Annotated in this window: 10 protein-coding genes; 9 read left to right on the plus strand and 1 reads right to left on the minus strand. The window is 39.0% G+C overall.

The window, feature by feature from the left end:
* The first annotated feature begins 23 nt into the window (after positions 1 to 23).
* From DC498_RS08205 to DC498_RS08225, 5 genes are all read left to right on the plus strand, one after another.
* On the plus strand, positions 24 to 1,826 hold the full coding sequence (locus DC498_RS08205) for a RagB/SusD family nutrient uptake outer membrane protein (RefSeq protein WP_133176795.1): 1,803 nt from the start codon (positions 24 to 26) through the stop codon (positions 1,824 to 1,826).
* A 22-nt stretch (positions 1,827 to 1,848) separates the two neighbouring features.
* The gene (locus tag DC498_RS08210; RefSeq protein ID WP_116873668.1) at positions 1,849 to 2,355 is read left to right on the plus strand and encodes a DUF5018-related domain-containing protein; all 507 of its coding nucleotides are present in this window, start codon (positions 1,849 to 1,851) and stop codon (positions 2,353 to 2,355) included.
* Between the two features lie 132 nt (positions 2,356 to 2,487).
* Positions 2,488 to 4,044: a hypothetical protein gene (locus tag DC498_RS08215; RefSeq protein ID WP_133176796.1), complete on the plus strand. Its 1,557-nt coding sequence runs from the start codon at positions 2,488 to 2,490 to the stop codon at positions 4,042 to 4,044.
* A gap of 63 nt (positions 4,045 to 4,107) precedes the next feature.
* Positions 4,108 to 7,050, plus strand: a complete 2,943-nt coding sequence (locus DC498_RS08220) for a glycoside hydrolase domain-containing protein (protein WP_116873670.1) — start codon at positions 4,108 to 4,110, stop codon at positions 7,048 to 7,050.
* A gap of 179 nt (positions 7,051 to 7,229) precedes the next feature.
* Positions 7,230 to 8,069 carry a 3-keto-disaccharide hydrolase gene (locus DC498_RS08225; protein WP_116873671.1) on the plus strand — a complete coding sequence of 280 codons (840 nt, stop codon included), beginning with the start codon at positions 7,230 to 7,232 and terminating at the stop codon, positions 8,067 to 8,069.
* Between the two features lie 310 nt (positions 8,070 to 8,379).
* On the opposite strand, the gene DC498_RS08235 is transcribed toward DC498_RS08225, so the two are convergent.
* Entirely contained in the window at positions 8,380 to 9,408 is a 1,029-nt protein-coding gene (locus tag DC498_RS08235) for a LacI family DNA-binding transcriptional regulator (RefSeq protein ID WP_116873673.1), read from the minus strand.
* A gap of 158 nt (positions 9,409 to 9,566) precedes the next feature.
* Between DC498_RS08235 and DC498_RS08240 the strand changes: the two genes are divergently transcribed.
* From DC498_RS08240 to DC498_RS08255, 4 genes are all read left to right on the plus strand, one after another.
* The gene (locus DC498_RS08240; protein WP_116873674.1) at positions 9,567 to 10,292 is read left to right on the plus strand and encodes an SDR family NAD(P)-dependent oxidoreductase; all 726 of its coding nucleotides are present in this window, start codon (positions 9,567 to 9,569) and stop codon (positions 10,290 to 10,292) included.
* 109 nt (positions 10,293 to 10,401) lie between these two features.
* Positions 10,402 to 11,409 (plus strand): 3-hydroxyacyl-CoA dehydrogenase family protein, encoded by a 1,008-nt coding sequence (locus DC498_RS08245; RefSeq protein WP_240627925.1) that lies wholly within the window; start codon positions 10,402 to 10,404, stop codon positions 11,407 to 11,409.
* 1 nt (position 11,410) lies between these two features.
* Positions 11,411 to 12,484 (plus strand): dipeptidase, encoded by a 1,074-nt coding sequence (locus tag DC498_RS08250; RefSeq protein WP_116873676.1) that lies wholly within the window; start codon positions 11,411 to 11,413, stop codon positions 12,482 to 12,484.
* A gap of 127 nt (positions 12,485 to 12,611) precedes the next feature.
* Positions 12,612 to 13,973, plus strand: coding sequence for a Gfo/Idh/MocA family protein (locus DC498_RS08255; RefSeq protein WP_116873677.1), 1,362 nt, complete (start codon positions 12,612 to 12,614; stop codon positions 13,971 to 13,973).
* The last annotated feature ends 25 nt before the right edge of the window (positions 13,974 to 13,998 follow it).

Genomic DNA, 13,998 nt, shown 5'->3' on the forward strand with positions numbered 1-13,998 from the left:
TATTGACTGTAAAAAACATTACAATGAAAACCTCAGTTATGATTTATACTGCATTCACAATTAACGTTCTATTGTGTTTGTCTTGTAAAAAAAATATTCTTGATACAGAGCCTTTTGACAAATTTGATGAAAACACTGTATGGAACTCACGTGCTACAGCAGATGCATTTATTAATGGAGCTTATGCAAGTATTCTGGGCGTTTATTCAACATCTCCTTCGCATGTGCAGTTCGATGCGTATACCACCAACAGTGTCGTGAATGCAGCGGGTAATGGCAGCAATGTAGCACTTGAAACTTTTGACAGGTATTCCGATTTTGGTTTCAATCGCTTCAGCAATATCAGACGTTGCAATCTTGTGTTAAATAAAGCCCCTTCTTCTGCAGGATTAACAGATTCAGATAAAAAGGAGTTAGTTGCTGAAGCACGTTTCCTGAAGGCTATGGCTTATTTTGATCTTGCCAGAAAGTTTGGAAGAGTAATGTGGATAGATACATTACTAACACCTGATGATAATTTTAAGCTACCCCTTACTTCAAGCGTGGGAGAAACCTATGACAAGATTATACAACTGCTTGATGCTGCGATTCCCGGACTTCCAAAGACTGCCAAAGCGGGGAAAGCCAGTTGTTATGCTGCCCTCGCATTAAAGAGTGAGGTTGCCTTGCAAGCAGCAGCTTACTCTGGCAATGATGCTTATTATGACAAAGCGATAGCCGCAGCTGATACCATCATTAACAGTGGTAAATATTCAATGGAGAGTGATTACGAGGGCATGTTCAATGAAACAAAAAAAAATTCACCTGAAATTATTTTTGCTATCTATCGCAGCAAGGTTAATACGAATTGTGAAAACATAAGTGATTTACAGAACGTAATGCCTAATACTAATAATGGATCTGTGGCGGCTCGTGGGGGTTATCCATTTTTTAAAGTTGATGGTATTTTTCTTGGGTGGACCTGGTGGGGTGTTTCACAGAACCTGGTAGATGATTATCTGGTAATAGACCAGTCTGATCCCCTGAAAGCCGTGAAGTGGAATGAGACTTCACAATTTACAAACAATGTTACCAGAATCAGTCCTACCAGTAGTATAATTGAAGACACAGGTCGCTTAACCGGCAATAGTGATGTAAGCGCTTTAATGTATCAGCATCGTGACAAAAGATTTTACGCTAGTGTCGTTTACGATTCATGTACATGGTTTGGTGAATCCATTTCAATGAAAGTGAAAGGTAATTTATATAGGCTCACCAATGGTGCATTGGGGCCGCACATGAGCCCTTCTAATTATCTCTGGCGTAAAGGAGTTTATAATGTTAGTCCCAGAGTGGCCGCAGGCGTGCCAACAGACTATCATTGGGTGGTATTTAGATTAGGCCGGGTTTACCTTAATAAGGCTGAGGCTTTATTAAGACAGGGAAAAATAGCTGAAGCAGTTCAGTCTCTTAATGTTACTCGTACGTTGCATGGTCAGCTACCACCATCCACTGCCGGTTCCGCTACAGAGGCCTGGATTGACTACAAAAGGGAACGGAGGGTTGACCTTGCTAAAGAATTTGATTATTACTGGAGCTTACTCCGTTGGGGAAAATATGGTGGGGATGCTAATCATGGTATAGCCCCTTCTGGAGATATTCCTGAGTTAACTGAACCGGCTACTTTTATAGAAATCAATGAAAACCGTACCGGCTATAGCGTGCAGCATCTGGTGTTTCTTAATCAGAATCAAAGAAAATTTACTGCGAACAGACGTTACCTATTCCCAATTCCTCAGGGACAAATAGAGCGCAACGAAATGTTAGCTCAGAACGAAAACTGGTAAAGTATTATTTTAAAAATTGTATATGAAAAAATATTTAAAAGTAAACATATTGGTATTACCGACAGTTGTGTTTATACTTTCATCTTGTCTTAAAAGTGGCTTAAACAAAGATCTCCCAGCTTTTGCTGATGCAAAAATTACAGATATTTTTTTCGAATATCGTTATCTTGATTCAGACAGTCATTCATCTGATGGAAGTAATTTGGTAAGAGTAGTTCAATTGCCTGTATCTAACAAAGAGTTCAAGTTAAAAGAAAGTACTCCCGGAGCACCAACAGATTCTATAATAGCAACTGTTACAGTGCCATCTTCAGACAAATTTACTCCCCAAACAGAACGGGATAAAGTGACCGCATCATATTTGGTATGTAAAACAAATATATCCACTGCTGCCAGGATAGAACCAGTAGCTACGGCTCCTAAAATGGGTACGCCTGGCGACTTCTCACTCCCTCGGCAATATAAAGTTATCGCCGCTGACGGACAAGTCGAAAGAATTTGGACCCTAAAAATTATATTGGCTAAATAATTTCTTCTATTTAAACACATTCGGCAGAAAGGCTTCTTGCCTTTCTGCTTCTAATTGCGCTATTTGCTTAAAATTATCTGAATAATGATAACTACTTCCATACTCCATTCTTTTTTTACAAAGTCTCATTTTTTGAAAACATATTCATTGTTAATTCTCTTTTTAATGAATGCTGATCGGACGTTTTCTCAAAGTGGGAATACGATAAACAAAATCTTATTTGTAGATGACTACTGGATTGATACATTAGAAAATTTACAGCGTACGCTTCATCAACCAAAAAAATATTCAAATTATCCGGTACTTGCAGGCAGTTACCCCTGGGAAAACAACATGGTGCAGACCAGACAGGGCCCGCAATGGATAGACGAAGAAAGAATATGGAAAATCTGGTATAACGCTGCAGGCAAATTAGGTCCGAAGGGGAGTGGGGGAGTAGAGGAGTATAATTTTGGCATGGCTATATGTCTTGCTACTTCTCGTGATTTAATTAATTGGGAAAAACCTTTCACAAGAACGATATCTTATTATGGATCTAAAGAAAACAATATAGTGCTTAATGGCTTAATCAGCGGACCCATATATGATAGAAATGAACCTGTTGCAGATCGGAGATATAAAGCAATGCTTAACCAGTATAAAAATGGCGTAATGAGTTGGCATCCTATTTTTTCTTCTGACGGGGTTCATTGGAGCAATCCTGTAGAGGAAGGAGTTAAAGCCAGCGATGAAACTCAATTGCTTTATGATGAAATTTCTAAAGAATATCGATTTTATTGTAAGGGATTTCTGCCGGGTAAAATACGGGAAAAACTGATTGATGGCAGACCAATTCAACCAAATAATCATCGTTGTGTATATTTATCCACGAGCAAAGATTTCATTAAGTGGACTATACCCGAATTAGTATTTCATGCTGATGAACTCGACCAGAAGATCGGAGCTAAACGTAATGTATCTGCCAAAGCTGATTCAAACAGACTTTACCCTACTGCGCAGTACGATAATCCTAATCAGTATTATACAGATATCTATAGCATGGCGGTATTTAACTATGAAGGAATGTATATAGGCATGCCATGTATGTTCGACCAAACAGGGAGCCTGCGTAATAACTCTGCAGGACTATTATATCCTGAACTGGCAACTAGCAGAGATGGGTACAAATGGAACCGGGCTGGAAATAGAGATATCTTTCTATCACTGGGAAGCAAGGAAGACTTTGACGGCGGAAATATTTTGATGGCAGCGCATCCTATCATTAAAGATGAACAGGTTTGGTTTTACTATTTAGGACAGCCAGAAACACACGATGGTGGAATTAGCCGTTTGTCGCGAGTTAATGGTGGCATAGGATTATCCAAATTACGGTTGGATGGCTTTATTTCGATTGATGCCGGAAATAAACCTGGATTGCTTATAACTAAAGCTATTGACTTTACCGGTGATAATATCTGGCTAAATCTTGATGCTACCGGCGGAGAAGTTCTGGTGGAGCTACTCGATGCAAAAAATTTTAAACTTTTAAAAGGTTTCTCATTCGAGAATTGCATCCCTGTATCTTCTGATACAGTAGCTACTAAAGTACATTGGCAGAATCAAAGAGGATTACAAAGCATTAAAGGTAAAAAAATAGTATTCCGCATAAAAATGAGCAATGCCAAACTTTATTCTATTCATGTTAAATAAAATTTTTGAAACGACAGATAAATTAAGGCCTAGAGATAATAACTGAAAAGATTTAGACAGTTTATGAACTACAAATCAATATTAACTTTTCTATTGGTGAATTTGCTGTGGCATTATTCCGGATATACTCAACAGGCAGAGGTCAGGTACTCCGTTCCTGATGAACCGTGGGACGAAAATCTTGGCAATCACAGAGCCATCATTAATGTTGAACAATCTTCCGATGCAGTACATATAGATTTTTTGTGGCGCAGGCATGATTTAAATCCTGAAAGCCGGCAATTTATAGTTGTGAATGCTAAAACAGGAGAAAAGATTAGGAATATTTTCAGGATGCAAATAAACCAGGAAAGATGCGAAGTAGTATTTGGTCCGGTTAACACGGCTGGAACTTACTATTTTTATTATTTACCCTATCAGCCTGAATTAAAACAATATTCCGCCGGCCCTTACCTTAAACCGGAACCTGGGCCCGATCAGACATGGGTTCAAAAGCATAAGCTTTCCACTGCCAGAAAAGTTTTAAATAATGTAATGGAAGCTATGGTTAATGAGATTCAGGCAAGAAGCGCATTCCACTCGTTCTATCCAATGGAAGTAACGGCTACGGACATAGAAGTAAGCACATATCTTCAAAAGTATCGATCAGATTTCCTGATTTTTCCTGAAGATCGCTCATATCCTGTCAGGATGTTGGATGCACTGCCGCTTCGTTGGATAAAGCAATCGCCAGGCAGCATATTCAAAGGGATTGCTCAAAAAAATGAATATTATACATTTCAAATTGCGGTATATGCCGCACAAAAAAATCTGCGGGATATAAAGCTGATCTTTTCCGATACAAAAGATAAAGATGGAAACATAATTCCTGCCAGTGCTTTTACCTGTTTCAACACGGATGGAGTAGATACCAGGGGGAAGTCTTTTACTAAAAAAATAGATCTTTCGAAAGATGGTATTCAGCCATTATGGATAGGTGTGGATATTGCTGCCAATGCCATACCTGGGATTTACGAAGGCAATATTAGTGTACAAACTCAGAATGCCGGGCAACAAATTATTCCAGTGCACTTACAGATAGAAAATAAATTATTGGCTGATCGTGGCGACGGAGAAACATGGAGACACTCCCGGTTACGTTGGCTCAATTCCACCTTAGGAATAGCTGATCAACCTACACTTGATTACGAAAGTTTGAAGTTACATAATGAGTCCATTGTAGCGACCGGTAAAACAGTTAAATTATCTTCTACAGGATTACCGGCATTGATACAGACTCCGTTGGCAAATAACATTCTTGCAACGCCAATGCGTTTTACTGTTGAAGTAAATAATAAACTCCACCTGCTTAAATATAAGCCGCTGGAGTTTGTAGAGCAGAAACCTGGTTCAGTTTCCTGGAGAACAAGCTCTGAAAGTGATAGCTTTTTTGTGGAGTGCATTGCTAAAATGGAGTTTGATGGAAGAATGCATTATCGGTACAAGTTAACAGCAAAAAAATCCATTTACATCCAGGATATCCGGTTGGAGATACCTTTTAAAAAAGAATTTGCTACTTATATGGTGGGCATGGGGCGTATGGGAGGATACACACCTCCCAGTCACATTTCGCGTTGGATTAAAACTGAGGATAGTTTCTGGATAGGCAATACATTAGGAGGAGTTCAATGTGAATTAAGAGGCGGACAATATCATGGACCATTATTGAATCTTTACCAACCTAATCCTCCGGCCAGTTGGTACAATGGTATGAATGGAGGCTTTCGTGTAGATTCAAACGATAGCGTTGTAACTGCCAGTGCTTATAGTGGTGCCAGAGATATGCATGCAGGTCAATCAGTTGAATATGAATTTGCATTACTGATCACACCCGTAAAACCTTTCGATACAAAAAAGCAGTTCTTTAATCGCTATTATCACGGCACATTTCCTACGCCGGAAGTTATAGCTAATGGTGGCAACGTGATGAACATCCACCATGCCACTGAGTTCAATCCGTATATCAACTATCCTTTCATTGCACAAAAGAAAATGAAAGAGATCGTTGAAGAATGGCATAAAAAAAACTGGAAGGTGAAAATTTATTATACTGTAAGGGAATTAAGCAATCATCTAACGGAAATCTGGGCACTCAGGAGCCTTGGCAACGAAGTATTGGCAGGCGGGCGCGGTGGAGGCTATCAGTGGTTACAGGAACATCTTGTTAACCATTATACTCCGCAATGGTATACGCACCTGGGCAATGGAGATGCAGATGCGGCGATACTTAATGGAAGCGAATCGCGCTGGTACAATTATTATATCGAAGGACTGAATTGGCTGATGAAAAATATGGATATTGATGGGCTATATTTAGATGACGTTTCGTTTGATCGTCATATTATTCAAAGAATGCGACGAGTGATGGAAATGACTAAGCCCGGTTGTATGATTGATCTGCATTCCAATACAGCCTTTTCATTAGGTTCTGCTAATCAAAACATGGAGATATTTCCCTATATCGATAAGACCTGGTTCGGCGAAGGCTTCAATTTCGATTTGATGCCAGCCGACTTTTGGCTAACAGAAGTAAGCGGCATTCCTTTCGGTATACCCAATGATATTCTAATGCATATGAGTGTGAATAATAAGAGAGGAATGATATACGCGATGACTCACAGGGGATTTTATCCTATGTGGAAATTGTGGGATGAATTTGGTATTTCTGATTCAAAGATAGTAGGATATTGGGATGCACATCCGTTGGTGCAAACAAATAATGAACAAATAAAGGCAACTTCATATGTAAAATCAGGGAGTGCGTTGATTGTTTTAGGTAGCTGGAGCAATCAAAAGGAAAAAGTGAAGCTCCAATTGGATTGGAAAAGGCTTGGGCTTGAACCTAATAAAGTAAAATTGAGATCACCTGAAATTGAAGGCTATCAGCGAAGCAGAAAGATAAATATGTCGGAGACATTGACTATAGAACCTAAAAATGATCTGATTATTATTATTTCAAAAAGGTAATATAAAGCGATTGTGAAGATAGTGAACATAAAGGTGCGAAACGAGCGTGTCTTTAGGGTAATTGTTGTTTAAATCGTTGAGGTTTTATGGCAATAAACAGGCGGGTGTTTCATAATATATCGGCGTGGCTAAGAAGTTAAAATAAGTACTATTGTTATTTATAATAAATATGATAAAATATGGCAATAATAAGATTGATAGGTATGCTTATACTAATAAACCTTTGGTATAGCTCCTTAAACAGCATTTTTGGTCAACAGACAGTTTCCAGAAAAATTCCTAAGAAAAATAAATCTATCCAATTGTTTAACGGAGAGAATCTCGAAGGATGGTATACTTTTTTGAAAAATAAGGGTCGTAATAACGACCCTAAGCAAGTATTCACTGTAAAAAACAAATTACTACACATTTCAGGAGAGGAGCTGGGATGTTTAACTACTAATGAAGAATACGACAATTATAAACTTTTAGCAGAATATAAATGGACGGGAAAGGCATATCATCCCCGGGAAAATAAAGCTATGGATGGTGGAATTTTACTGCATTCAAAAGGAAGTGATGGAGAAGTTGGAGGAATATGGATGCATTCAATCGAATGTCAAATTATTGAGGGCGGAACCGGAGATCTTCTTGTGGTAGGTGATGGAACAGACAATTTTAAAATTACTGTTACGGCAGGTGCCGAAAAACAGGATAACTGTTATGTATTTGATCCTGCTGGAAAACCTGTAACTGTTCTAACGGGAAGGGTAAATTGGTATGGTAGGGATCCGCAATGGAAAGATGTAAAAGGATTTCGTGGAGAAAAGGACAAGGAAAAATCAATCGGAAAGTGGAATAAAATCGAATGTTTTGTGAGAGACAATACTATAGCTATATACCTTAATGGATCACTTGTAAATTATGCATATAATGTAAGTCCAACTTCAGGAAAAATTCAATTACAATCAGAAGGAGCCGAAATAATTTTTAGGAAAATAGAACTAACATCACTTAAGAGTGACTCAAACACGCCTTAAAATTATCTGGGTAAATATCGGCTGTCCGACAAAATCTGTAGATTTGTCCATATTATAAGTTTCTTAGCAGAACAATTATAATATAAAAGGGTGGAGTAATTCCACTCTTTAGCTTTTTTATCTCGGACAATAATATTTGGTAATCATAAAAACTATTAATCTTGTTAAGAGCTTGAAGTTTGACATAACGCTTTTGCACTAATGCCATAAAAGCTGACTCTGTCACGGTAACCTTGATTTGGTTCTCTAACTTTACCTTTTTTATTGCGACAATTTTAAATGTACCCGTTTGGTTCTTCAATAGTGATACTTAAACACCTTTTCGTACAACGAGCTGAGATAGGAGGTGGGAATTACAGAACTTTTCTTTTATATTTCCTTCCGATTTTGTTTTTTCAAGAATATCCAATAATATTTCTGTTGCTTTTTTCCCTTGTTCATAAGGAAACTGTTCTACAGACGCTATTGGAGGATGATCCATATAATTGCAGATAGCCTCATTGGCAAAACTTACAAAACTTATATCAGTATTAATTTTTATTTTTTGCCGTTTACAATAATCTATAGCATCGAGAGCAACATAGTCATTAAAAGTTATTATTGCTGTTGGTCGCCTTGTAAGTGTAAGAAGCTTTTTTGAAGCAGCTACATTACCTCCAATGGTAAGATCGGAATTAATAATTAATTTTTTATCAACTCTTATTTTATTTTTTCTCAACGCTTTATGGTAAGCGTTATAACGTTCTTTACTGGCAGAAAAATTTTCAGGTCCGTTAATCAGTCCAATTATCTTATGACCCTTCTTAACTAAAAAATTTACTGCTTCTATCATACCATTTTCCAGTTTACAGGCAAAGAAATGGATGTTTTGCATTTCAGGTATTCTGTCAATAAAGACTACGGGTATATTGTTTTTTTCCAGTAATTTAAAATGTTCATAACTAATAGTGCTTTTGGAAATAGATATGAGCATACCATCCACACGATGATCCTTCATTTTCTCAATGATACTTTTCTCCCTTTCCTGGTCATCTCTTGATTGTCCAAGCAGTAAAGTATATTTCTTTTGATATGCCACATCTTCAATGCCGCTTAGTATGGATGCAAAAAAAGTATTGGAAAAGGAAGGTAATATTAAGCCGATCAGATAAGTTTTACGTTGCTTAAAAAAGATCGCTCTGTTGTCAGGCTCATAATTCAATTCTGATGCCAACTGTGTTACACGCATTTTAGTCCTCAGCCCAATGCTATGATGGTTACTTAGTGCCCTGGATACCGTAGACTTTGAAATATTAAGTCGTTTGGCAATATCAATAATGGTGACCTTCCGCGATGTCATAAAACCATATTTCTTTAAAGTTACAGAAAAGAAGATGAAGCGAAATATTAAGACAACCGGTTGTCTGAAAAAAATCAGCGCAACCGGTTGTCTAAAGAAAATATGATTTACAGTTTTTAGTATTGCAATAAATAGTGAAATCAAAAAATACTAATTATATGGCTGCAATAATAACAGGCGCTGCTTCGGGGTTAGGTATCGCAATTGCAAAAAGACTATCACAAAAAAAAGTGGATCTTGCTTTGTTTGATAAGCAAGGGGAAAAGCTGTCGGCACTCTCGGGGCAATTGACAGGTAATTGTGAAGTATTTGAAACTGATGTCACAAATGAAAATGAAGTTAAAAAAAATGTAGCAAGAGTTGTTGAACAGTTTGGCTCAGTGGAAATACTGGTAAACAGTGCCGGGATAACAGGAGCTACAAATATGAAAAGCCATGAAGTAAATACCGGCGACCTGCAGTCTGTTTTCGATGTGAATTTTACAGGCAGCTTTTTAATGTCGAAGTACGTGTTGCCCCATATGTTGGCTGATCATTATGGTCGTATTTTACATATTGCTTCCATTGCGGGCAAGGAAGGTAATGCAGGCATGCTTGCGTATTCAGCTTCCAAGGCTGCTGTTATTGCCATGGCAAAAGTACAGGGTAAAGAGTATGCGGAAACAGGTGTTACTGTTAACGCCCTTGCGCCGGCTGTGATACAAACACCTCTTGTGGACGCAATGCCTGAAACCCAGGTGAAGTACATGACAGACAAAATACCAATGAGGAGATGCGGAACTTTGGAAGAGCTGGCGGATATGGTAGCATTCATTGTATCACCTGAAAACAGCTTTACAACCGGATTTACCTTTGATTTATCAGGAGGCAGGGCCGTATATTAACCGTGCAAAAGCAGTATCCGGAGAGGATCATAGTTTTTTTAGTACTTCTATATTATTATAGCAGGATGATTTTTAGATAGAAAATGTTTTAATATAAATGAATAAAGCCTTGAGAAATAGAAATGATGTAACCAGTATAGGTGTTGTTGGGTTAGGACTGATGGGATGCAGTATCGCAACCTGTCTTTTAATAGCCGGACACAAAGTAATAGCTGTTGCACCAATACCTGCTGATTTACTACTTGCAAAAAAGCGCATTACCGCGCATCTTAAAAGATCATTTAAAGAAAAACTTGTTAAAAAACAATCTGACCATTACCTTAAAAATTTAATCATTACAGAAAATTATACTGATCTAAAAAAATGCAAGCTGGTAATTGAATGTACTATTGAGAACATAGACATAAAAAAGGCTGTTTATAAAAAGATAGAAAATGTTATATCTCCTAATGCGTTAATGACAAGCAATACTTCTGCTATTCCTATCAGTTTACTGCAGGAGCAAACCACAAGGCCTGGAAGGTTTTTTGGACTTCATTGGGCAGAGCCATCGCATACCACCCGTTTTCTTGAAATTATTTGCGGCAATAAAAGCGATATTAAGAAGGGAGAATATTTATATAAGCTCTCCCGCAACTGGGGAAAAGAGCCTACACTTGTTCGCAAAGATATACGAGGCTTTGTCACCAACAGGGTTATGTATGCAGCTTACCGCGAAGCCATATCGCTTGTAGAAAACGGCTATGCCACAGTTGAAGATGTTGATCGCGCCTGTAGAAATAACGCAGGCTACTGGATGACACTGGTTGGTGTCTTCCGCTGGATGGACTTAACAGGCGTACCCGCTTACCACACTGTAATGAAGGACCTGTTTCCGACCCTTAATAATGGAACAGAGGTTCCGAAGCTGATTGATGATATAGTGAAAAAAGGTGGCAGAGGTGTTGCAAACGCTCATGGGTTTTACAAGTATACCGCTGAAGAAGCTAAGCTTTGGGAAGAAACGTTTACCGACTTCAGCTACGATATAAGGGCGCTCGGGCTTAAGTACCCGGAAAATATCGTAAAGAAAAAAATAGAAGCCAGAAAAAAATTAAAGGCAAAGAAAAGTATATAGTATGTTGATCATCGACGCGCATCTTGATCTTTCAATGAATGCCCTTGAATGGAACCGGGATCTTAAAAGAACGGCAACCGAGATAAGAGCAAGAGAAAAAAAACTTACTGACAAACCAGACCGTGGTAAAGGCACGGTATCATTGCCTGAATTAAGAAAAGGGAAAATAGGACTTGTGGTTGCCACACAGATAGCAAGGTTTGTGGCGGAGGACAGTACACTTCCCGGCTGGCATTCACCCGAGCAGGCATGGGCGCAAACGCAGGGACAGCTCGCCTGGTATAAAGCTATGGAAACGCAGGGAGAGATGGTACAGATCACCAATGCTGAAGAACTGGAAAAGCATATTCAACTATGGAATAATGATGCTATTCGCGATGAAAAAAAGCCTGTTGGTTTTATACTTAGTCTTGAAGGCGCTGATTCGCTTGTTAACCTCTCCTATCTTGAAAAAGCCTGGCAAAATGGTTTGCGTGCGCTCGGACCTGCACATTACGGACCGGGAAGATATTCACCGGGTACAGGCATGGAAGGTCCGCTGACACATGCCGGTGTGGATTTGCTGAAAAAAATGGAAGAGCTTAATATTATTCTTGATGTCACACATCTTACTGACGAAGCATTTACTCAAGCTGTTGATATCTTCAAAGGACATATATGGGCGAGCCATCATAATTGCAGGATATTAGTGCCGCACCAGCGCCAGCTTACTGATGAACAGATAAAGATATTGATAGAGCGGAATGCTGTGATTGGGGGGGGGCTGGACACATGGATGCTGATGCCCGGCTGGATACGCGGCAAACATGATCCCCAAAAAGAAAATATTACGCTTAATACATTGATTGATCATTACGATCATATCTGCCAGATTGCGGGCAACAGCAATCATATTGCCATCGGCAGTGATCTCGATGGTATGTTTGGCCTTGAACAATCACCTTGTGATATAGATACCATTGCTGACCTGCAACAATTGAAAGGATTACTTGCAAAACGCGGTTATGCGCAAACCGATATCGAAAATATTTTTCATGGCAACTGGTTAAGATTTTTACGAAGTACGTGGAAGTAGTGGTAAGTTAAGACTATTGGGTCGCAAACAATTGGGAAAAGTGAAAAGTGAGATTTCACGTTTACCCTTTGTTGTTTCATGATTAACAGAGTAGTAGCTACTATATTATTTAATTAAGCATACTAGTATGAACAGAGGAGAATTTATAGCTCATGCTACTATTATCGGGGCCGGAGCTGCAGTCTTTAAGGACAAAATGATATTAGCGGGAACAAAGAAACAGTCGCCCAAAGCCAGGCTTGCCTTTATTGGTTTAGGCATGAGAGGCAGTGGTTTGTTGAAAGAAGCGGTGTCACAGGGGCATAGTGAAATTGTAGCCATTAGCGATATTAATGAGATCGCCATCAACAATGCAAAACAGATCATTAAAGATACCGGATCAGGAAGCCCGGATTACTATCTAAAAGAAAATGATTTTGAAACGATTGTAACAAGAGATGATGTGGATGCTGTAATTATAGCCACTCCGTGGGAATGGCATTTACCGATGTCACTTGCAAGCCTGAAAGCCGGAAAGCATACAGGCTGCGAGGTAATAGCCGGGCTAACGGTACCGGAAATATGGGAGCTGGTAAATTTGCAGGAAAAAACCAAAACACCGTATATGATGATGGAGAATGTTTGTTACAGGAGAGACGTAATGGCGGTACTAAACATGGCAAGAAAAAATCTGTTCGGTAACATTACTTATATGGAATGCGGGTATCAGCATGATCTGAGAGAGGTTTTATTTAATGACGGTCAGCATATGACCGGGCATGGTGTTGAATTCGGGGAAAAAGGAATTAATGAAGCAAGATGGAGAACACCACATTATGTGTCACATAATGGAGATATGTATCCTACACACGGTGCAGGGCCGCTGTCAAATATTTTAAATATCACCCGGGGAAACCAGTTTGCACAATTGGTTTCTATGGCCACCCCTGCTATAGGATTACACCAGTATATTGTAGAAAACGGGGGAAATTCGCATCCTAATACAAAGGTGAAATTCAAGTGCGGGGATGTAGTTACTACCCTTATCAAATGTGTAAATGGGGAAGTAATTAAAATGACATTTGATACTTCTTCTCCGAGACCCTATTCGTTAGGCTTTCGTGTACAGGGAAGTGAGGGCATCTGGACTGAAGATGCTAAAGGGATATATCTTCAGAAGCATTCACCCCGTGCCCACGAATACGAGCCCGCAGCAAAATATTTCAGCGAGCACGACCATCCTTACTGGAAAAAATATGGCGATAAAGCGGAATCTTCAGGTCATGGAGGTATGGACTATTTTATAATCAGAGAGTTTGTAGATTGTGTGATCAACAGAAAACCCTTTTTGATGGATGTATATGACGCAGCCATGTGGTCGGTACTGCGACCGCTCTCGGAAAAATCTATTGCCAAAGGATCACAGCCGGTTTTAATACCTGACTTTACAAGAGGAAAATGGAAAAGAAGAAAGCCTGTATTTGGGATGCAGAATGACTTTTCCCTCTGAAATGATCTGCCTGTATGAAGAAGGT

The organism is Terrimonas sp. (genome assembly GCF_003075435.1).
GTDB lineage: Bacteria > Bacteroidota > Bacteroidia > Chitinophagales > Chitinophagaceae > Agriterribacter.

Coding starts and splice junctions, on each gene's coding strand:
- DC498_RS08205 (WP_133176795.1), top strand. CDS start 24: ATGAAAACCTCAGTTATGATTTATACTGCATTCACAATTAACGTTCTA.
- DC498_RS08210 (WP_116873668.1), top strand. CDS start 1,849: ATGAAAAAATATTTAAAAGTAAACATATTGGTATTACCGACAGTTGTG.
- DC498_RS08220 (WP_116873670.1), top strand. CDS start 4,108: ATGAACTACAAATCAATATTAACTTTTCTATTGGTGAATTTGCTGTGG.
- DC498_RS08225 (WP_116873671.1), top strand. CDS start 7,230: ATGGCAATAATAAGATTGATAGGTATGCTTATACTAATAAACCTTTGG.
- DC498_RS08235 (WP_116873673.1), bottom strand. CDS start 9,408: ATGACATCGCGGAAGGTCACCATTATTGATATTGCCAAACGACTTAAT.
- DC498_RS08240 (WP_116873674.1), top strand. CDS start 9,567: ATGGCTGCAATAATAACAGGCGCTGCTTCGGGGTTAGGTATCGCAATT.
- DC498_RS08250 (WP_116873676.1), top strand. CDS start 11,411: ATGTTGATCATCGACGCGCATCTTGATCTTTCAATGAATGCCCTTGAA.
- DC498_RS08255 (WP_116873677.1), top strand. CDS start 12,612: ATGAACAGAGGAGAATTTATAGCTCATGCTACTATTATCGGGGCCGGA.